Origin of the sequence: Pseudomonas sp. NPDC088890 (assembly GCF_044900155.1) — a bacterium.
GTDB lineage: Bacteria > Pseudomonadota > Gammaproteobacteria > Pseudomonadales > Pseudomonadaceae > Aquipseudomonas > Aquipseudomonas urmiensis.
Genome location: NZ_JBJDNG010000018.1, coordinates 25,277 through 44,396, shown reverse-complemented (window position 1 = coordinate 44,396; position 19,120 = coordinate 25,277). Strand labels below are relative to the sequence as shown.

General features: G+C 61.9%; 16 protein-coding genes. 2 read left to right on the top strand and 14 right to left on the bottom strand.

All coding sequences use genetic code 11. From position 1 onward, the window contains the following. Positions 1-20: 20 nt before the first annotated feature. Together ACI2JX_RS24135 and ACI2JX_RS24130 are read right to left on the bottom strand one after the other, a co-directional pair. Positions 21-239, bottom strand: coding sequence for a hypothetical protein (locus ACI2JX_RS24135; protein WP_404691144.1), 219 nt, complete (start codon positions 237-239; stop codon positions 21-23). Further along, entirely contained in the window at positions 236-706 is a 471-nt protein-coding gene (locus ACI2JX_RS24130) for a hypothetical protein (RefSeq protein ID WP_186555768.1), read from the bottom strand. The genes ACI2JX_RS24135 and ACI2JX_RS24130 overlap by 4 nt, the downstream gene beginning before the upstream one ends. 208 nt (positions 707-914) lie before the next feature. Between ACI2JX_RS24130 and ACI2JX_RS24125 the strand changes: the two genes are divergently transcribed. Further along, the gene (locus tag ACI2JX_RS24125) at positions 915-1,211 is read left to right on the top strand and encodes a hypothetical protein (protein WP_404691143.1); all 297 of its coding nucleotides are present in this window, start codon (positions 915-917) and stop codon (positions 1,209-1,211) included. A gap of 8 nt (positions 1,212-1,219) precedes the next feature. Here the strand turns inward: ACI2JX_RS24125 and ACI2JX_RS24120 are convergent, their stop codons facing one another. The 7 genes from ACI2JX_RS24120 to ACI2JX_RS24090 form a co-directional block, all read right to left on the bottom strand. Further along, positions 1,220-1,414: a hypothetical protein gene (locus ACI2JX_RS24120; protein ID WP_264234917.1), complete on the bottom strand. Its 195-nt coding sequence runs from the start codon at positions 1,412-1,414 to the stop codon at positions 1,220-1,222. Positions 1,415-1,532: 118 nt separating this feature from the next. Continuing rightward, positions 1,533-2,759 carry a methyl-accepting chemotaxis protein gene (locus tag ACI2JX_RS24115; RefSeq protein WP_404691149.1) on the bottom strand — a complete coding sequence of 409 codons (1,227 nt, stop codon included), beginning with the start codon at positions 2,757-2,759 and terminating at the stop codon, positions 1,533-1,535. Positions 2,760-3,480: 721 nt separating this feature from the next. Further along, on the bottom strand, positions 3,481-3,885 hold the full coding sequence (locus ACI2JX_RS24110) for a TraR/DksA family transcriptional regulator (RefSeq protein WP_264234918.1): 405 nt from the start codon (positions 3,883-3,885) through the stop codon (positions 3,481-3,483). Positions 3,886-4,101: 216 nt separating this feature from the next. Continuing rightward, entirely contained in the window at positions 4,102-5,766 is a 1,665-nt protein-coding gene (locus tag ACI2JX_RS24105) for a NahK/ErcS family hybrid sensor histidine kinase/response regulator (RefSeq protein WP_264234919.1), read from the bottom strand. Further along, complete coding sequence (ercA, locus tag ACI2JX_RS24100) at positions 5,750-6,913, bottom strand: alcohol dehydrogenase-like regulatory protein ErcA (RefSeq protein ID WP_404691142.1); 1,164 nt, start codon at positions 6,911-6,913, stop codon at positions 5,750-5,752. Before ercA ends, ACI2JX_RS24105 begins: the two co-directional genes overlap by 17 nt. Positions 6,914-7,021: 108 nt before the next feature. Further along, a complete protein-coding gene (gene pqqA, locus ACI2JX_RS24095) occupies positions 7,022-7,093 on the bottom strand; it encodes a pyrroloquinoline quinone precursor peptide PqqA (RefSeq protein ID WP_009394664.1) in 72 nt (23 codons plus the stop codon). A 104-nt stretch (positions 7,094-7,197) separates the two neighbouring features. Further along, entirely contained in the window at positions 7,198-8,718 is a 1,521-nt protein-coding gene (locus ACI2JX_RS24090) for an aldehyde dehydrogenase family protein (protein ID WP_404691141.1), read from the bottom strand. A 187-nt stretch (positions 8,719-8,905) separates the two neighbouring features. On the opposite strand from ACI2JX_RS24090, the gene ACI2JX_RS24085 reads away from it, so the two are divergent. Next, positions 8,906-13,456, top strand: a complete 4,551-nt coding sequence (locus ACI2JX_RS24085; RefSeq protein ID WP_404691140.1) for a hypothetical protein — start codon at positions 8,906-8,908, stop codon at positions 13,454-13,456. 89 nt (positions 13,457-13,545) lie between these two features. Here ACI2JX_RS24085 and ACI2JX_RS24080 read toward each other — a convergent pair whose 3' ends face one another. The 5 genes from ACI2JX_RS24080 to ACI2JX_RS24060 are packed head-to-tail and all read right to left on the bottom strand — an operon-like array spanning position 13,546 to position 19,102. Next, on the bottom strand, positions 13,546-14,319 hold the full coding sequence (locus ACI2JX_RS24080) for an enoyl-CoA hydratase (protein WP_404691139.1): 774 nt from the start codon (positions 14,317-14,319) through the stop codon (positions 13,546-13,548). A gap of 13 nt (positions 14,320-14,332) precedes the next feature. Beyond that, the gene (locus tag ACI2JX_RS24075; protein WP_404691138.1) at positions 14,333-15,460 is read right to left on the bottom strand and encodes an acyl-CoA dehydrogenase; all 1,128 of its coding nucleotides are present in this window, start codon (positions 15,458-15,460) and stop codon (positions 14,333-14,335) included. 8 nt (positions 15,461-15,468) lie between these two features. Next, a complete protein-coding gene (locus tag ACI2JX_RS24070) occupies positions 15,469-16,662 on the bottom strand; it encodes an acetyl-CoA C-acyltransferase (RefSeq protein WP_404691137.1) in 1,194 nt (397 codons plus the stop codon). Between the two features lie 12 nt (positions 16,663-16,674). Continuing rightward, positions 16,675-17,442 carry an SDR family NAD(P)-dependent oxidoreductase gene (locus ACI2JX_RS24065; RefSeq protein WP_404691136.1) on the bottom strand — a complete coding sequence of 256 codons (768 nt, stop codon included), beginning with the start codon at positions 17,440-17,442 and terminating at the stop codon, positions 16,675-16,677. 13 nt (positions 17,443-17,455) lie between these two features. Beyond that, positions 17,456-19,102: an acyl-CoA synthetase gene (locus ACI2JX_RS24060; protein ID WP_264234927.1), complete on the bottom strand. Its 1,647-nt coding sequence runs from the start codon at positions 19,100-19,102 to the stop codon at positions 17,456-17,458. Between the last annotated feature and the right edge of the window lie 18 nt (positions 19,103-19,120).

Here is a 19,120-nt window from a genome sequence, read left to right as displayed (position 1 = left end):
TGGCCTCAGCTACGCACCCACTAGCCTGGATCCTGGCTCAGCCTCTCTAGCTCACGTCGCACCATCGCGGCATACGGTGCGGGGTTGAGCCGGTACAGCTCACCCGCCACCCAGCCTAACCAGGCACCGCCCAGCTCATCTTTGCGCGCCAACAGTTGCTCGGCTTGCGCCGTAGCGCGGGCTTGATGCTGACTGTGAAACTGCGCCCGTCCAGCAGGCGGCGGGCCTTCAGTGCTCACTCGCTGGCCTTGAACGTAGTGAGTTCGCCCTTGCGCCATTTGGCGACTTTGCCGGTCACCGCCTTGAGCATCTTGCCCAGGCCTTCCTGCACTTGCTGCTGCGCGGCGAACACCAGCATTACCCCGTGACCGTTGCGGAACACGATGCCATCACCTTCCGGGACCGAGACAAAGGCATAGTCGCCCTGGCCATAGACATTGAGCTTGATTTCACGAAAACGCAGTTCCAGCTTGCCACCCTCACGACTGGGCAGTACTGCCGCGCGAAAGTGATCACCAACCTTGAGTTCCAGCCGGGGCTTGTCATCGACCACCAGAGCGCTTTCAGTGTCGATCTCAGCCATGTACAGGCCTTCAGGACTTTGCTCGGTGACATAGACAAACCGCCCTTGGAACAGCTTGACCAACTTGGCCCGCAAATCACCCAAGGCAAACAATGCGTGGGTATCGAGTGTACTGACTGCCAATGAAGAGTTCCTCAAACCGGTTACATGCGCACCCCTTCGGAACCCCGGAGCGGCGCGGTCATTTCTAAACGATGCTTAAAAGATTATTAAAACCATGCACGATGGGTCTGTGAACATTGGCGATACGTCGCGCAGGAATTATTACTCCAGCTCGCCAGCCAAAGCGTCACAACCTGATAACGGCAGTTTTCCCCATTAGGGAAGCGTAATGTCTGACAACAGCAATGCCAAAAAAGATGCAATAGATAACAGCAGGCCCCCACAGAATGGGCCTCAGCATTCATCAGCGCATTACAAGGGACGAAATATGCACGAAAACACCGAAATCCGTCGAGAGGTGAAGGAAATTTCTTACCTCTATCGGGACAAAAAAGAGCCGCGTTTCGTGGTAATCCCGGCCGGTATCGCCTTCTTTCATGTTACCGAAAGCTCGACTGGGCGAGTCAAGGGCTTCAGACGGCGTCACCAGGATGCCTGTGAACTGGCTCGCCATCTTGAGCGATGAGGCAACCCTCAGGCTGCCTGCCCCTTGGCTAACTGAGCCATCCAGGCGGCCTGGCACTCGAGCGCTTCGCCGCGACTGGCGAACGCCGTACCACGCCGCTCGCCATTGACCAACACCACCCAACACACCCTGCGCCCCATGGCCTTGAAGGTAGCAGGCACCCCGGAGCCGATCATTACGGCAACATCGACTCGGCTATTCATAATCCCCTCCGGAATTTAATTAGCAACCTAACGATGTAGCTATGATACGCCCGCGCCGAGCTCAATTAAAGCGCTCGCCCGTACTGCTGTTTTGCGTCAACGGCAATAAACCCCGGGATCAATCGAGCCCAGGTTCGGGCCGATAACCCAAGCGCAGGCCACCCCAATGCCGGCCTTTGGCGAACACCGGTACCGACAGATCGTGCATCAGCTCACCAGTATCACGGCTGTAGGTCTGCAATAGCAGGCGCTGCTGATGGCTGCCGCAGCGTATGCCAGTGCGGTCATCGAACAGCCGTTTGCTGCGATTGTGCGCGGTGTCATGGGCCTCATCACCGGTCAGCGGCAGGCTGAACGCCGCATTGTGGGTGGGCACGTAACCTTCTGGGGTGCAGGCGATGGCATAGATCATGCCCTCGTGTTGGCTCAGCAGCGGCTCCTGGATGCCTGGCAGCACGCTGTCGGTGTATTGGTCAAAACGCGTGTTGAAACGCGGTGGGCGCATGCCAGGGATAGGCTGATAGCGGCGATCGAACAAATCTTCCAGGCTGATGACACCTTGTTCGATATCATGTTCGAAGCGCTCGCCGATCGCCTGTGCGCCCCGCATCGCCAGCTCGAAAATGCGCTGGTGATAGTCATCCAGGCCAACCTCGGCCAGGCGTTCGCTGAGCGCTTCGGCCTGGCTCTCCATCTGCACCGCGGCCTGGGCCAGGCGCTGGGTCTGCTGGTCGCTGAGCTCAAGGTCGGCGCGCACCTGCCCCACCGCTTGAAACAAGTTGTCCAGTTGCACTTGGTTGACTGCGGTACCCTCGGCGATCTCACCCACTTGGTGCTCCACCCTAGCGGCGAGCTGGGCAATCTGGGTCAGTTGCTCACCGGTATCTTCGACCTGCTCAAGGCCGCTACTCAGATCACCGGCCAAACTGCGGATCTGCTCGACCACCTGGGCGGTACGTGCCTGAATGTCAGCCACCATCTCTCCCACTTCGCCGGTAGCAGCCGCAGTACGCCCCGCCAGCCCGCGCACTTCGTCGGCGACGACCGCGAAGCCACGCCCATGCTCACCCGCACGAGCGGCCTCGATCGCGGCGTTGAGCGCCAGCAAGTTGGTCTGGCTGGCGATGGCCTGAATCACCAGGGTGACCCGGGCGATATCTTCGCTACGCTGATGCAGCGCTTCGATCAACTCGCGGCTGGCGGTTGCGCGGGTGCTGAGCTGATGCATGCGCTGGATCGAGTCGGCCAGTACCTCGCGACCCGCAGCGCTGCTGACATGCGCAGTACGTGCGGCGTCCAGGGCTTGCTGGCTGAGCTGGGCGGTGGCCTTCTCGGTGCCGATCATGATCTGCGCACTGTCGACGATTCGCGAGGCGGCGCCCAACTGCGACTGCAAGCGCGTGGCCAGCTGCTGTACCGAAAACGCCATGGCAGCGGCGGACAGCGCGTTATGCGTGGTATTGCGCGCCAAGCTCTGGGTCAGATCGTGGGGCATCGGTAATTGCTGTTCGGCGACATTGGCAGCCAATGGCTTGCGGCGCCAGAGCGGGACCCACAGCACCAACAACGCCAAGGGTAATGCCAGATAGAACGGCAGTTGAGCAAAGGCCATCGCGGCCAGCACAACGCCCAGCGCCAGGCCTTGCAACAGGGCGACGGTGACAGGGAATCGGCCAGGTGTCGGCTGGAGCGATTGGCTGGTGGGCAGAGATCCTTCTCGCATCATCTTCGGGGTCATCCGTGCGTCGTTATTATGCGGACATTAAACGCCACTATTAGGCCATTATCCATGGCTCTTTAGGAGGTAAGGGCTAGGGGTTGACGCAGGACAAGCTTATGGATGGCTCAGGATGCAGCGCTGCGCCGAAGATGGCGCCGCTAGCGCGGCGCTTCGCGGGCAAGCCCGCTCCTACCGAGACCGCGTGGTTTGGTGAGTCAGCGCAGTGCCTGTGGGAGCGGGCTTGCCCGCGCATGGGCCGGCAGCTACGACGCAAAGGCCATGGGCGGGCAAGAAAACGCAAAAAGCCCCAGGGATCGCTCCGTGGGGCCATGCGACAAACGCTGGATCAGATCTGGCGCTGGTGGCGGCCGATCTGCTCGTGGCGCTCTTGGGCTTCGATGCAGTACTTGGTGGTCGGGCTGATCAGCAAGCGCTGCAGGCCAATTGGCTCGCCGCTGTCTTCGCACCAGCCAAAGCTGTCGTCACCAATTCGGCCCAGGGCCATCTCCAGCTGCGGCAGCAAGCGCTGGTCGCGCTCGATGCCGTTGACCAGCCAGTGACGCTCTTCCTCGACCGATGCCACGTCAGCTGGGTCCGAAGGGGTATCCAGGCTTTCAATGGTAATGCGGCTCTGCTCGATGCGCTCGTGGGTATCTACCTTCATCGCTTGCAGCAGCTGGGCAAAGAACTCCAGCTGTTCAGCGTTCATGTAGTCATCGGCCGACATGGCCAGCAACTGTTCCTTGGTCATCGATTTCTCTATGAAAAAATGTGCATTTGGGCGATTCAAATGTCGCCCACGCCAGTGCGAGGGCAACGGAATTCTTCAAGCGCCAACCGGCACTCTTTTACAGGGGGCGGCAGTCTAAGGCGACACGTCGCACGGGGCAACAGGGATTGGGCCGCAATTGTCCGAAATGACGCGGAATCCGCCCATCGGCCAGATATCTCCTACTTATGGCCAGCCCTACCCTAACAATTGACTCAAGACCGCACGCAATTTGCCCGGTTTGACCGGTTTGTTCAGCAGGGGTGCCTTGAGCCGCTGCATGGCGCGCCGACTTTGCTCGCTGCGATCGGCGGTGATCATCACCGCAGGGATGGCGCAGGCGAAGTGCGACCTCAAGTCGCGGACCACATCGCAGCCGGTCAGGCCATGGTCAAGGTGAAAGTCCGCCAGCACCAGTTCTGGAGGGCGATCCTGCAACACCTGCAACGATTCGTCCAGATCCCCCGCAGTAACCACCTCGCATCCCCACTGGGCGAGCAGCGCAGCCATGCTCTGGCGGATGCTCAACTCATTGTCCAGCACCAGCAGGCGCCGCCCCGGCAGCGGGTCGCCGACACTGGCCTGGGGCAGGGACACGCTGCCCTGGGCGGGCTGCTCATTGGATAACGGCACTTCAATACTGAACACCGAGCCGCGCCCAGGCCATGAACGTACATCGATGCGGCAATCGAGGATCCGCGCTATGCGCTCGACGATCGCCAAGCCCAAACCCACGCCTTTGCGGTCGACAGCACGGCCGACATCGAGCTGGTTGAACTCCAGGAAGATCGATTGCAGCCGGTCCGCAGCGATACCCCGACCACTGTCCCAGACCTCGATGCGCAGCCGCTCACCGCGCTGGCGCCAGCCCATCAGCACCCGACCGTGCTCGGTATAACGGCAGGCATTGCTCAAGAAGTTACGCAGGATGCGCGTCAGCAGGCGCATATCGGTACGCACCACACGCTGGCCACCCCGCACCCGCAAGGCCAGCCCTGCCGCCTCGGCCACCGACTGGAATTCCGAATCCAGGGGCAGCAGCAGATCGTCCAGGCGGTAGAAGTCCAGGTCAGGCTTGATCGCCGCCTGATCCAGGCGGGAGATGTCGAGCAGGTCGGTGAGCAGGTCTTCGGCGCCTTCCAGCGCCTGGTGGGCCCGCTCGACGAGCACCCCTTCTGCCTGGGCCAAAGGCCGCTCGCGCAGGGTCGAGATCAGCAGCCGGGCAGCGTTGAGCGGTTGCAGCAGGTCATGACTGGCGGCGGCCAGGTACTTGTCCTTGCTCAGGTTGGCCGCTTGCGCAGCGTCGCGGGCCTCGATCAGCTCGTTGGTGCGTTCGGCGACCCGCAGCTCAAGCTGGTCGTTGAGTTGCTGTAAATGGACCTGGGCCTGCTTGCGCTCGGTGATATCTGCGACAAACCCCTCAACCACCCCCACCTCATCCGGACGCAACAGCAGGTTCATCAACACGTCGATGCTGCTGCCGTCACGCCGGCGCAAGCGGGTCTCATAGCCCAGCAGGGCATGCTCGCGCTGCAGCACCTGGACAATTTCCTGCAACTCATCAGTGCCACGGTCGAATAACAGGCTGGCCAGGTCGCTGCGCGAGAACAGCAGCGCCTGCGGCTGATCGAAGCCGAGCATGCGCGCCAAGGCAGGATTAGCCGCCCGCATGCCTTGCTCCAGGCTGGCCTGAAAGATCCCATGTACCGCGTGCTCGAACAGCCACTTGTAGCGATTGCGCTCTGCCTCCAACTCTTCCAGACGCACCGCCAGTTCCGGGTAATGGCTCTTGCGCACGGTGTGGTTGGACAACCCCAGCAGCCCAGCCAGGGCGTCGGCGCTGGGCTCAGAGGGCCTCGCCATACACCACCTCGACATCACGCAGGCTGGAGTTGCGCGGGTTGGTGAGGATGCACGGGTCATCCATGGCGTGACGCGACAGGAACGGGATATCGCTGCTACCCACCCCGTGCAAGCCAAGCGTTTCATGGAAGCCCACCGAATGCTTGAGGGCGATCAGATGCTCGACCAAGCGCTTGCGTACCTGCTCATGGTTCAGGCCACGGCAATCGATACCCAAGGTTTCGGCGATCACCTTGAAGCGATCTGGCGCGGCGCTGTAGTTGAACGCCACCACATGCTCGACCAGCACCGCATTGCACAGCCCATGCGGCAGATCGAGAAAGCCGCCCAGGCTATGCGACATCGCATGCACCGCACCGAGGATGGCATTGGAAAACGCCAGGCCCGCCTGCATGCTGCCCAGCATGACTTTTTCGCGCAGGGCGATATCGTCGGGGCTGGCGATCATCTGCACCAGGTTGCCATTGATCAGGCGCATCGCCTCCAGCGCATGCGGGTCGGTCAGCGGCCCGTGACCGGTAGAGACGAATGCCTCGATGGCATGTACCAGGGCATCGATGCCGGTGCAGGCAGACAGAAACGGATCCATGCTCAAGGTGGTTTCGGGGTCGATCAGCGACACATCCGGCACCACCGCCTTGCTGACGATGGAAAACTTCATCCGCTCTTGCTGGTTGGAAATGATCACGAACTGCGAAACATCGGCAGAGGTGCCCGCCGTGGTGGGGATCAGGATCAGCGGCGGGCTCGGCACGCGAATGGTGTCGACCCCTTCGAACTCAAGAATGTGCCGGCCGTGGGCGACCACGATGCCAATACCCTTGGCGCAGTCCATCGGGCTGCCGCCGCCCACGGCGACGATCACATCGCACTGTTCGCTGCGGTAACGCTCGGCGCCGCCCATCACTTCTTCGACCCGCGGATTGGGCGAGACGTCGGTGTACAGGCAGTAGTCGATGCCCTGCCCTTGCAGGCTGGCTTCGATATCGGCGACCCATCCGGCAGCCACCACACCCGGGTCGCTGACCAGCAGCACCTTGCGCGCACCGAACGTGCGGGCGTAGTTGGCGACATGATGCCTGCAACCGGCACCAAAGATGATTTCGGGGGAAACGAACTTGCGCAACTGGCTCAGATTCGGGCTCATGCAACGCCTATTGTTCTTGTCGTGGTGTTCCTGAGCCTAAAGCATCCAGCAGGGTTTGTAATCAAGGTGAGCGCCGGCCGCCGCACACAGCGACCGGCGCCTGGAGGATCAACGGTTGGCGAAGTACATGGTCACTTCGAAACCGATACGCAGATCAGTGAACGCGGGCTTTTTCCACATAGGTTCATCCTCTTCTGGCACCACGAGATTGCGGTGCGTTTATTGATACACCGTTTCCGGTGCACTGCCATTGCTACTTTAGGACCGGTTACTACCCATACCGATCAAAAAAAGCCCAGGGGATTGACGTCGTAACTGACCAGCAGGTTCTTGGTCTGCTGGTAGTGATCGAGCATCATCTTGTGGGTTTCGCGGCCTACGCCGGATTTCTTGTAGCCGCCGAAAGCGGCGTGGGCCGGATACAGATGGTAGCAGTTGGTCCACACTCGGCCAGCCTTGATCCCCCGCCCCATGCGATAGGCGCGGTTGATGTCGCGGGTCCACACCCCGGCCCCGAGGCCAAACTCGGTATCGTTGGCAATCGCCAGCGCCTCGGCCTCATCCTTGAAGGTGGTGATACTGACCACCGGACCGAAGATTTCCTCCTGGAACACGCGCATCTGGTTGTTACCCTTGAGCAGGGTCGGCTGGATGTAATAACCGCTGGCAAGCTCACCCTCAAGTCGCTCGGCCTGGCCGCCAGCCAGCAGTTCAGCGCCCTCCTGCTCGGCAATCTCAAGGTAGGAGAGAATCTTGTCGAACTGCTGCTCGGAGGCCTGGGCGCCGACCATGGTCGCGGTGTCCAGCGGGTTGCCGCGCTTGATCTGTTTGATCTTTTCCAACACCACCTGAATGAATTGCGGATAGATCGACTCCTGCACCAGCGCCCGCGACGGACAGGTACACACCTCGCCCTGGTTGAAGAACGCCAGCACCAGCCCTTCGGCGGCCTTGTCGATGAAGGCAGGTTCGGCTTGCAGGATGTCCTCGAAGAAGATGTTCGGCGACTTGCCGCCCAACTCCACAGTGGAGGGAATGATGTTTTCGGCTGCGCACTTCATGATGTGCGAGCCTACCGGGGTGGAGCCGGTAAAGGCGATCTTGGCGATGCGTTTGCTGGTGGCCAGCGCCTCGCCCGCTTCACGACCGAAGCCATGGACGATGTTGAATACACCGGCAGGCAGCAGATCGCCGACCAGTTCGGCCAGCAGGGTGATCGATTGCGGGGTCTGCTCGGCCGGCTTGAGCACTACGCAGTTACCCGCAGCCAAGGCCGGTGCAAGCTTCCAGGCGGCCATCAGCAGCGGGAAGTTCCACGGGATGATCTGCCCAACCACCCCCAACGGTTCATGGAAGTGATAAGCCACAGTGCCGTCATTGATCTCGGCAGCACCACCTTCCTGGGCGCGGATGCAGCCGGCGAAGTAACGAAAGTGATCGGCCGCCAGCGGCACATCGGCATTGAGCGTCTCGCGGATGGCCTTGCCGTTATCCCAGGTTTCAGTGATCGCCAGCTTTTCAAGGTTGGCCTCGATGCGGTCGGCGATCTTCAGCAAGATCAGCGAGCGCTCCTGCACCGAGGTTCGGCCCCAGGCATCGGCAGCGGCGTGGGCGGCATCCAGTGCACGCTCGATATCAGCGGCGCCGGAACGGGGGAACTCGGCGATCGGCTGGCCATTGACCGGTGATGAATTGGTGAAGTATTCACCGGCAACCGGCGCAACGAACTCACCGCCGATGTAGTTGCCATAGCGCAATCTGAACTGAACGAGGGCACCGGGGGTGCCGGGTGCGGCGTAGATCATGGGAAGAGCCTCGGCTGGACTGGGCCTGTCGCGCTGACAGGCGGTGTCTGGATTCTAGGGACGCCGGCCGCGCCGACGAATCAGCCGATGGGCGCACTTGACTGGTTCCTTGGTATCAACCGGTTAACACCCATCAACTCGGGCTCAAAGGCTTGATGCAGGTCCATCAACAACGGCTGGAACCCTCATGGATCTGCATCAACGCCTTGCCCGATACAGCGCTCTGGAGTGCCAGGTCGCCAAACGCTTCAGTTCTCGTCCGACGCTGCTGGAAGTCGCCACCGGCATACTTCGCCAGCAGTGGTCTGCGCAGCGGATAAGCAACCGCTATGATCCGCTGTTCATCTACCTGGTCAGCCGCGAATCAGCCGACCTTACCTGGATACGCCCACTGCCCCAGGTGGTAGTGGAGCGTTTCTGTCTGCGCCGCACCCTGAACCTGATTGAGGGTGAAGACAGTCTTTCAATGCGCGAAGATGGTGACCCCAGCGGCAAGGTATACGTCGATCTGCACAAGGTCGAAACACTGATCAACGCCTGTGCGCCGTTCTTGCTTGATATCTACAAACAGGCCCTGGTCAGCTACTGGAGCCAGTTTGACCGCAGCGGGCAAACGCCCTGGGGCTGGTACGCCAACCATCTGCAAGAGCAACTCAAGCTGGCCATCGATTCAAGCCAGCCAGACAACGCCCAGTCATCTTTCGCCAACAGCCTCGCCCGCCTGGTGCAGCGCTATCCAGACCCCGCCCAACGAAATCTGCGGCCCAATGCCCGAAACCTGAGCGTGTCGAACCTGCAACTGGACTTCTCGAAAGCTGGTTTCATAGATGTGGACATGGCCAGCGCCGTGCTGATCGAACACCCTGGCCAAAGCCCAGAACGTAACGTTCACCTGCTGTACACCTTGGGGGGAATCCTCTACCCATTCGCTTCGCGCCAAGCACTGCTCAGCGCCATATCCAGGCAATGGCCTGCGCAAGCGGCAGACCTGCCACGCCACGTATCTATCGAACCGTCGCTGGGACAGGTGTTCGAGGTCCAGGCCAGCACCCTGTTCAATCAGCAACTCAACCTGATCGATCAGCTAGCTCCGCGCTATCGCACTCGCCAGGACGCCCTCACCCTTGCGCTGGACCTTGATCGGCTGACGGCCATGCTCGACCTGTGTAGCGCCAGTGAAGCCGAACAACGGCAAGGCTTGATCAGCCAACTGCCGGACTGGTTGCGCGACGCCCAGGCCCAACCGTTGGTACGCTATAGCACCCTGCTGTTGAACGTGGCACAGGCTTACAAGGATGCCAACGGCCAGTTTTGGCTCGACGACGTCGCCACTGCCGAACAATTCGCCAACCAGGCGTTGGCGGCGCGCTTTGCCCTTGATCACCCTGGCCAGCCGCTGGATCCCATGCAGGTGCGGGTCATCAATCACCAGGCCGTTGCCGCCGCCAGCCCCGCACAGGGTGCGCCATTCGTCGCAGGAGAAGTGCGCAGCGTAGAGCTTTCCCTGGCCCAGTTGGCCATCGGCAATCTGGGCTTGCTCAAGCCCGGTCGGGTCGAGCTACTGTCCAGCACCGACCAGGCACTGCCGAGCTGGATGAACGAAGCCTATGTACGCACCCTCATCACCCAGCTCGACATCGCAACCCGCTACCCGCAGATGCTCACCGCGAAGTTGCTCGATGACCCGTCCCAGCGCCAACACCGCCAACGCCTGCTAGCCAATCAACTGCGCTCACAGTTGCCAACCCTGGCCTTGGAATTGCACCTGCGCGGCGAGGACATCGGGGTCGATGCCGCAGACCACATCGCCCAGGTCTTCAGCCCAGTGCCGGTCGAGGAGGCGCTACGCTGGGTACTCAGGCCGCTCGCCTTCATCAAGTCGCCAGGGGCAGCCCCCGATCATCCGCTCAATACCTGGTTGATCGAACCCCTGCGCCCCGGCCATACACCTTGCCTGCTGTATCGCCCGCTGCATCGGCAATCGCTGTTGGCGTTTAGCGACCGTATGGCCTTGTTCGTGGCCATCAGCACCCCCGGCCCACTGCAAGATGACCTGTTGCAGCGGCTGCCGGCCGTTGATCGCAAGGTATACGCCCATGGCGGGTTCGTTGAACCGCACCTGTTCTACCCACTGGATGACACCAGCGCCATACCCTTCGGCGCCCCGCCCCCGGTGGAGCTGGCCACCGACGCCCCCGCAAGTGACCCGGCTCAGGCCTTGTATCAAGGCTGTGTCGAGGAATCCATCCAGCGTTTTCGCGAACACTCCGCTACCAGTGCCCAGACGCGCTGGAACAGTTGGAAAGAGCTCAGTTGGCTGCTATTCAACACCTTGCTGCCACTGGCCGGTGAAACCCTGGGCAGGGTAGCCTGGCTGGCTCAGATGGAAGTGGCCCTGGCCGAGTACGTTGACCTCGAGCCGCAAACCGCCCCTGGCGAGCAGCGCCTGGCATTGGTCAATCTGCTGCTCAATGTCGCGATGCTATTGTTTTCCCATTCGATGTTCCGCATGCGTCTGGAGCTGGATGAACCTGCTCAGCCGGTCGAGGTCCAGCCCCTGCAACCCGATCAGCCGCTTGCCCAGGAGCAGCCCTCGACGCTGCCTGCCATGTTGGATTTGCGCTGGGCACAGGCGCAACCTGCGCTGTCAGCCACCCAACGCTCGGCGCTGGCGAAGTTGCAGTCGACACTCAGCTACCATGAACTGGGCAGCGCCATCCCCCATGGCCCTCTATGGGGCCTCTACCTGCATCAGGACAGCCTCTGGGCGGTCGTGGAAGGCAAGGTCTACCCGGTTATGCTCGATCCTCAACAGAACCAGGTACGCATCGCCGCGCAGACACCTGAACAGACCTATGGCCCCTGGTTGAGGCGCGACGAATCCGGGCGCTGGCAGTTGGATCTGAGCTTGCGCCTGCGCGGCGGCATGCCATTGGACGAACGACTGCGCCAACGTCAACAGCGGCTGGCCGAGCAGTGCAGACCACTCGATGTCCAGCTCGATGAAGAAATGGCTGCCAGTACACTGTGGGAACAAAAGCTCAAGGTCGTCACCAACCTGGCCAATAGCACCAGCGAACAGAGCGTACTCAATAGCTGCCTGATCTCCGCCAGGACAGTTTCGTCAGCCTGGTCCGAACATGTGCATCACGCCGACGCCCGTAATGCCATTATGCCGTTGGCCGATTATGCGACCGTGCGCGCCCACGGCCTGCACCAAGACAGCCTGTGCTTGCAACTGATCGAGCTGATTTTGTGCAAGCTGTGGAAGCCCAAGCGCGAGCAGCTATTGGCACTGGCCCGGCGCCAGGGAACCGGAGCTGTGCTCAGCCCTGCCGAGCTGGCCAACGCAACCGACCGGCTCAACGAAATGGCGCCGTTGCTGGAGCAAAGGATCAGCAACATCGATGCGCTCAAAGCGCGCCAATTGGAGCTGGGCAAGATGGCCAGCCGCACGCGCTCCGATATTGCCCATGCACATCGCCAGGCATGCTGGGTCGATGCCGGGCCCGAGAAAGCCCTGATACTGCGCTTCATGAAACTGGAATCATTGGTCAACCGAGTGATTCTGGTGCATGGCGTGACTGACGACGCCGCCGCTTTCTGGCTGGAGCGCTGCTGGACCAACATCCAACTGGGCATCGGCCAGCGCATCAAGCTGTTCGAACACGATGACCTGAGCGAAGAGGTGCAGGTTCGCCTGCTACGCAGCATCCACGAGCAATTCAACGCCGCCAAGCGCCAGTTAGGCAACCTCATGCCACTGTACGAGCAAACGCCCGCGGCGTTAGAGACCCTGACGCGGTTGGATCAGGCGCTGGACTCCGTCATCGGCAGGGTGACCCAAGACCTGGGCGAACTGCCCAACTATCCTCCAGTCAAGACCCTCGCCCAGCTGCGACGCAATTTGCCCGGGCTGATCGAGACCAGCGAGCATGGTCTGCTTCTGGGAGAGCCGAGCGCCAATGACAGTAACATCGTGCAAATTGCCGGCCCCGACGGGCAGAGTCCGGCGCAAACCTACCGTCTCGATCAAGGCGCCTGGCGTGAGGTTGCAGCGACGGCAGCAGCGCCTTCGCGCAACCGCCAAGCGCTGGCGCAGCTGCTTGGCGAGAGCACCCGCTTGATGGATCGTGCCCGTGCAGAGGTACAAAGGCTTGGCGCCTACAGCGCTAGTAGCTACTTACCGATCGAGCTCGAAGAGTTAGTCCATCATCAGCGCGACAAACTGCGGGCTCAGGTTAGCGCCATCGAACAGCGCCTGACCGAGCACAATCAGGTCGATGAAGCTGGCGACGGTGAGAGTGCAGCCCAGATGATCCAGGCGCTCGACACCCTTGCCAGGCACTTCGATGAGCAAGCCATCACCCTGCGAACTCGCGCCGCGCTTGCCCAGCGCCCTCGCATGGCCGAAGTGCAGTATCTGATCGACAACCATCAGGTGACCGTCAGCCCCATCGGGACACGCACTCGCCTGGCCAAGGTCAAAGGCAGGCCAGACGACTACCTCGATGAGTACGCCATCAATTACCAGGGGCGCCCCCTGTGGTTCGCGCATTTTCACTATGCTGCCAACAACACCGCCAGAGCGCAGTTCACCGTAGGTCATCTGAAAACAGCGGCGCAGCGCCATAGCGCCGGCCAGCAGGCCAACGACCCCGTGACCGGCAGGCCGGTTGCGGTGTATCGCGCGCCAATAACCGCAGCTGCCGCGCAGCGTTACTTCTTTTCGACTTAAACCTTGACCGGATCCGGCTACGGCCAGTCCTCGCCCGGCCCCCCGACCAGGAGACGGGGGGCGCTGGCCGACCGTGCGTGTGCGCGACATCAGCGATCTTTAAACTGCGCCTCGCGCTTGGCAACGAAGGCCGCCATGCCTTCCTTCTGGTCTTCGGTGGCAAAGGCTGCATGGAACACCCGGCGCTCGAAGCGCACACCCTCGCTCAAGGTCACTTCGAAGGCGCGATTGACGCTTTCCTTGACCATCATGCTGACCGGGATCGATTTGCTGGCGATGGTCGCGGCCACCTTCAAGGCTTCCTCCAGCAGTTCTGCCTGCGGTACCACACGTGCTACCAGGCCAGCGCGCTCGGCCTCTTCGGCGCCCATCAGGCGACCAGTCAGGCACAACTCCATGGCCTTGGCCTTGCCCACCGCACGGGTCAGGCGCTGGGTGCCGCCCATACCCGGCAATACGCCAAGATTGACTTCCGGCTGACCGAACTTGGCGTTGTCAGCGGCCAGGATGAAATCGCACATCATCGCCAGTTCGCAGCCGCCGCCCAAGGCAAAGCCAGACACCGCAGCGATGATCGGCTTGCGCCGATTGGCGATGCGGTCGGCGTCGCTGAACAGGTCATCGACGTAGATCTGCGGGTAAGTCAGATCGGCCATTTCCTTGATGTCGGCGCCAGCGGCGAAGGCCTTGGCCGAGCCGGTCAGTACCACACAGCCGATGTTCGGATCCTTCTCCAACTGGTCCAGCGCCTGGTTGATCTCTCTGACGATCTGCGCGTTCAGTGCATTCAACGCCTGCGGCCGGTTGAGGGTAATCAGGCCGACTTTGCCACGGATGTCCAACAGGATGGTTTCAAAAGACATGCAGGCTGCTCCTTCAAAGATTGCGCGCAATGACCATGCGCTGAATGTCGCTGGTGCCTTCGTAGATCTGGCAAACCCGCACATCGCGGTAGATGCGCTCCAGCGGGAAGTCGCTCAGATAGCCATAACCGCCCAGGGTCTGCAAGGCATCCGAACAGACCTTTTCGGCCATTTCCGAGGCAAACAGCTTAGCCATCGAGGCTTCTACCAGCGCTGGGCGCCCCGCGTCGCGCAAGGCCGCAGCGTGCAGCACCATCTGCCGGGCGACAGCAATGCGCGTGGCCATGTCGGCCAGGCGGAAGGCCACCGCCTGGTGCTCGATCAATTTTTTGCCGAAGCTCTGGCGCTCGTTGGCGTAATCACGCGCCACCTCGAATGCGGCGCGGGCCATGCCGACCGATTGCGAGGCGATACCGATGCGACCACCCTCCAGGTTGGCCAGGGCGATCTTGTAGCCCTCCCCCTCCTCGCCCAGGCGATTGGCCAACGGCACGCGCACATCATCGAAGACGATCTGGCAGGTATCGGAGGCGTGCTGGCCAAGTTTGTCCTCGACCCGCGCCACCTGATAACCGGGTGAATCGGTGGGCACGATGAATGCGCTGATGCCACGCTTTCCCGCCTCAGGATCGGTAACGGCGAAGACGATCACTATTCCGGCGTTCTGCCCGGAGGTGATGAACTGCTTGCTGCCGTTGAGCACGTAGTGCTCGCCATCGCGCCGCGCCCGCGTCTTCAGGCTGCTGGCGTCGGAGCCGGCCTGCGGCTCGGTGAGGGCGAATGCACCGAGCATCGCGCCACTGGCCAGCGGCGCGAGGAACTGCTGCTTTTGCTGCTCTGTGCCAAATTTGAGAATCGGCACGCAGCCCACCGAGTTGTGCACACTCATGATGGTCGAGCAGGCGCCGTCGCCCGCAGCGATCTCTTCCAGGGCCATGGCGTAGGCCACATAGCCGGTATCGCTGCCACCATATTGCTCAGGCACCAGCATGCCAAACAGACCCAACCCGGCCATCTCGTCAATCGCCTCGCGGGGAAAGCGATGTTCCTTGTCCCATTGTGCGGCGAAAGGCTTCAGCCGCTCCTGGGCAAAATCACGCACCGCATCGGCAATCTGTTGTTGTTCGTCAGTGACCAGCATGTTTCACCTCAATACAGGCATTCGACCGCGATGGCGGTCGCTTCACCGCCGCCGATGCAGATCGCCGCGACACCACGGCGCAGGTTGTTCTGGCGCAACGCCGACAGCAGGGTGACCAGGATACGCGCACCAGACGCGCCAATCGGGTGGCCCAGGGCGCAGGCGCCGCCATGGATGTTGACCTTGGCGTGCGGCAGGTCCAGGTGCTTCATGGCCGCCAGGGTGACCACGGCGAAGGCTTCGTTGATCTCGAACAGATCGACCTCGGACAGGGCCCAGCCGGTGCGTTTGATCAGCTTGTCGATGGCGCCGATTGGCGCGGTGGGGAACAGCGCCGGGGTGTCGGCAAAGGCCGCATGGCCATGGATCACCGCCAGCGGCTTGAGGCCACGTTGTTCAGCTTGAGAGCGGCGCATCAGCACCAATGCTGCGGCGCCATCGGAAATCGAACTGGAGTTGGCCGCAGTGACCGTACCGCCTTCGCGGAACGCCGGACGCAGTTGCGCGATTTTGTCCAGGCGCGCCTTGGGCGGCTGCTCGTCATCACTGACCAAACGTTTTTCCTTGCCCTCGGTGACCTCCACCGGAACGATCTCAGCGGTAAAGCGACCGTTCTTGATCGCCTCTTGAGCGCGGGTCAGCGACTCGATGGCGAAGGCATCCTGCGCTTGCCGGCTGAACCCACCACTTTGCGCGCAATCCTCGGCGAAGGTGCCCATCAGCCGGCCTTTGTCGTAGGCGTCTTCCAGGCCATCCAGGAACATGTGGTCGATGATCTTTCCGTGCCCCATGCGATAGCCACCGCGGGCCTTGTCCAGCAGGTACGGGGCATTGCTCATGCTTTCCATGCCGCCAGCGACCACCACCTCGGCGCTGCCTGCCAGCAGCAGGTCATGGGCCATGATCGCCGCCTGCATGCCTGAGCCGCACATCTTGTTCAAGGTGGTGCAGGTGGTGCCTTTATCCAGGCCTGCGCCCAGTGCCGCCTGGCGCGCCGGCGCCTGGCCGAGGCCTGCCGGCAGCACGCAACCGAACAACACCTGCTCGACGCTGGCGGCATCGATGCCTGCGCGCTCGACAGCGGCCCGAATCGCCGCAGCACCCAGCTGTGGCGCGCTCAGGCTTTTCAGATCGCCCTGCAGGCCGCCCATGGGCGTGCGCACGGCACTGACGATAACAATCGGATCGTTGGCGAGGGTCATGAGCAATTCTCCTTACTTGGCAGCCATGCGCAGGGCACCGTCGAGGCGGATCACCTCGCCGTTGAGCATGCTGTTTTCAATGATGTGGCGAGCTAGCGCGGCGTATTCGTCAGCTCGACCCAGGCGTGGCGGGAACGGCACCCCGGCGGCCAGCGAGTCGCGTACTTCCTGGGTCATGCCGGCCATCATCGGGGTTTCGAAGATGCCCGGGGCGATGGTCATCACGCGGATGCCAAAGCGCGCCAACTCGCGCGCCGCTGGCAGGGTCAGGCTGGCGATGGCGCCCTTGGAGGCGGCGTAGGCAGCCTGGCCGATCTGGCCGTCGTAGGCGGCAATCGAAGCGGTGTTGATGATCACCCCGCGCTCGCCATCTTCACCCGCCTCGCTCTCGGCCATGGCCGCAGCGGCCAGGCGCAGCAGGTTAAAACTGCCGATCAGGTTGACGTTGATCACCTTGGCGAAGCTGTCCAGGCCATGCGGCCCGTGCTTGCCGAGAACCTTTTCAGCGCCGACGATACCGGCGCAGTTGATCAGCCCGTGGAGGCTGCCAAAGGCGCTGACGGCAGCGTCCACCGCAGCCTTGGCGGCCTGTTCGTCGCTGATGTCGGCGACCGCGTAGCGCGCCTGCTCACCCAGCGCCTGGGCCTTGGCCGCTACCGCTTCGGCGTTGAGATCGACCAGCATTACCTTGGCGCCGGCTTCGATCAGCATCTGTGCGGTCGCCGCGCCCAGCCCGGAAGCTGCGCCGCTGACGATGAAGTGTTTGTTGGCAATGTGCATGATGAGGTTTCCTTCAGGCGCTGGCGGTTGCTGCCAGGGCTGCTTGTTGTTTGGCGATTTCCTGGTTGCGCAGGATGAAGCGTTGCAGCTTGCCGCTCGGGGTCTTGGGCAGCTCGCTGACGAATTCGATTTCACGCGGGTAGGCATGGGCATACAAGCGCTGGCGCACGTGCTGGCGCAGGGTCTCTTCCAGTTCAGGGCTACCCTGCACGCCGCTGGCCAGCACCACGAAAGCCTTGATCAGCTCGGTGCGCTCCGGGTCGGGCTTACCAACCACTGCGGCCTCGACCACTGCCGGGTGTTCGATCAGCGCGCTTTCGACATCGAACGGACCAACCCGATAACCGGACGTGGTGATGACATCGTCACTGCGCCCGACGAAGCTGATACTGCCGTCAGTATTGAGCTCGACCGTGTCGCCACTGAGGTAGTACTTACCGACGAAACTTTTGGTCGGCAAGCCGTGGTAGCCACCGAACCAGCACAACGGCGATTGCTCGCGGTCCACCGCAAGGATGCCGGGGACACCGGCAGGCAGTTCGTTGTTGTGCTCATCAAGCACGACGATGCGATGGCCGGGAATGGCAAAACCTGCCGAGCCCAGGTGCACCGGATGGGCCAGGCCATGGTGGTTGCATAGGACCATACCCAGTTCGGTCTGCCCGTAGTGATCGTGAATGGTCACGTCGAGCTCATCGGCAAACCAGCGGATAACCTCGGGGTTGAGCGGCTCGCCAGCACTGCTGACCACCCGCAGACGACCCTTGATCGGCGCGGAGAACTCGCGCCCAGCGGCGATCAGCAAGCGATAGGCGGTGGGCGAACCTGCCAGGTTGGTGATGCCAAGTTTGTTGATGATCCGCGCACAGCTCTCGACGCTGAACGGCCCATCATAGAAGGTGGTGGCGTGGCCCAGCGCCAGCGGCCCGGTGACCGCGTAATACAGGCCATAAGCCCAGCCTGGGTCGGCCAGGTTCCAGAAGTTATCCTCAGGGCGCAGCTCGATGGCATCACGCATGTAGCCTTGGAAGGCAACGATGGCGCGCAGCGGCACCTCCAGCGGCTTGGCCGGGCCAGTGGTGCCGGAAGTGAACATCAACAGAAACGGATCATCGCCACGACGCAGCACCGGCGCGCATTCAGGCTCGGCCGACGCCAGCAGTTGCTGGAAATCAGCATCGCCGGCACGCGCATTGACGCTGATGATCGAAGGGCAGTCAGCCACCTCATCGAGTTTGGCCCGGTTGTTGGCATCGGTGATGACCACCTTGGCCTGCGACTGCTCCAGTCGGTGCTCGATCGCCTTTGGCCCGAAAGCGGTGAATAGCGGCTGATAGACCGCGCCCAGGCGCCAGGTGGCCAGAATCGTGATCAGCAGCTCAGGGGTGCGTGGCATCAGCCCTGCGACCCGGTCACCGGCAATGACGCCCTTGGCCTTGAGCACGTTGGCAAAACGCGCAGCCTGCGCCTGCAGCTGCTCGAAACTAAAGCGCTGGCCATTGCCATCACGATCTTCGTAGATGAGGGCAAGGGAGTTGCTGCCGGTGTGTCGATCACAGCATTCGACACAGGCATTGAGGGCGTTCAGATTGCCGTGCAAGGCCGCCTCTGCGGCTTTGGCGTGTTCGAACGAACGGACGGCCTCGGCGTAATCGCGCATCGTCAGACTCCTGGTTTC

What these genes read in the sequence shown, in the direction of transcription:
- ACI2JX_RS24060 (WP_264234927.1), bottom strand. Translation starts at nt 19,102, where the DNA reads ATGCGCGATTACGCCGAGGCCGTCCGTTCGTTCGAACACGCCAAAGCC.
- ACI2JX_RS24120 (WP_264234917.1), bottom strand. Translation starts at nt 1,414, where the DNA reads ATGAATAGCCGAGTCGATGTTGCCGTAATGATCGGCTCCGGGGTGCCT.
- ACI2JX_RS24110 (WP_264234918.1), bottom strand. Translation starts at nt 3,885, where the DNA reads ATGACCAAGGAACAGTTGCTGGCCATGTCGGCCGATGACTACATGAAC.
- ACI2JX_RS24065 (WP_404691136.1), bottom strand. Translation starts at nt 17,442, where the DNA reads ATGCACATTGCCAACAAACACTTCATCGTCAGCGGCGCAGCTTCCGGG.
- ACI2JX_RS24105 (WP_264234919.1), bottom strand. Translation starts at nt 5,766, where the DNA reads ATGGCGAGGCCCTCTGAGCCCAGCGCCGACGCCCTGGCTGGGCTGCTG.
- ACI2JX_RS24075 (WP_404691138.1), bottom strand. Translation starts at nt 15,460, where the DNA reads ATGCTGGTCACTGACGAACAACAACAGATTGCCGATGCGGTGCGTGAT.
- ACI2JX_RS24080 (WP_404691139.1), bottom strand. Translation starts at nt 14,319, where the DNA reads ATGTCTTTTGAAACCATCCTGTTGGACATCCGTGGCAAAGTCGGCCTG.
- ercA (WP_404691142.1), bottom strand. Translation starts at nt 6,913, where the DNA reads ATGAGCCCGAATCTGAGCCAGTTGCGCAAGTTCGTTTCCCCCGAAATC.
- ACI2JX_RS24115 (WP_404691149.1), bottom strand. Translation starts at nt 2,759, where the DNA reads ATGATCGGCACCGAGAAGGCCACCGCCCAGCTCAGCCAGCAAGCCCTG.
- ACI2JX_RS24125 (WP_404691143.1), top strand. Translation starts at nt 915, where the DNA reads ATGTCTGACAACAGCAATGCCAAAAAAGATGCAATAGATAACAGCAGG.
- ACI2JX_RS24085 (WP_404691140.1), top strand. Translation starts at nt 8,906, where the DNA reads ATGGATCTGCATCAACGCCTTGCCCGATACAGCGCTCTGGAGTGCCAG.
- ACI2JX_RS24070 (WP_404691137.1), bottom strand. Translation starts at nt 16,662, where the DNA reads ATGACCCTCGCCAACGATCCGATTGTTATCGTCAGTGCCGTGCGCACG.
- ACI2JX_RS24090 (WP_404691141.1), bottom strand. Translation starts at nt 8,718, where the DNA reads ATGATCTACGCCGCACCCGGCACCCCCGGTGCCCTCGTTCAGTTCAGA.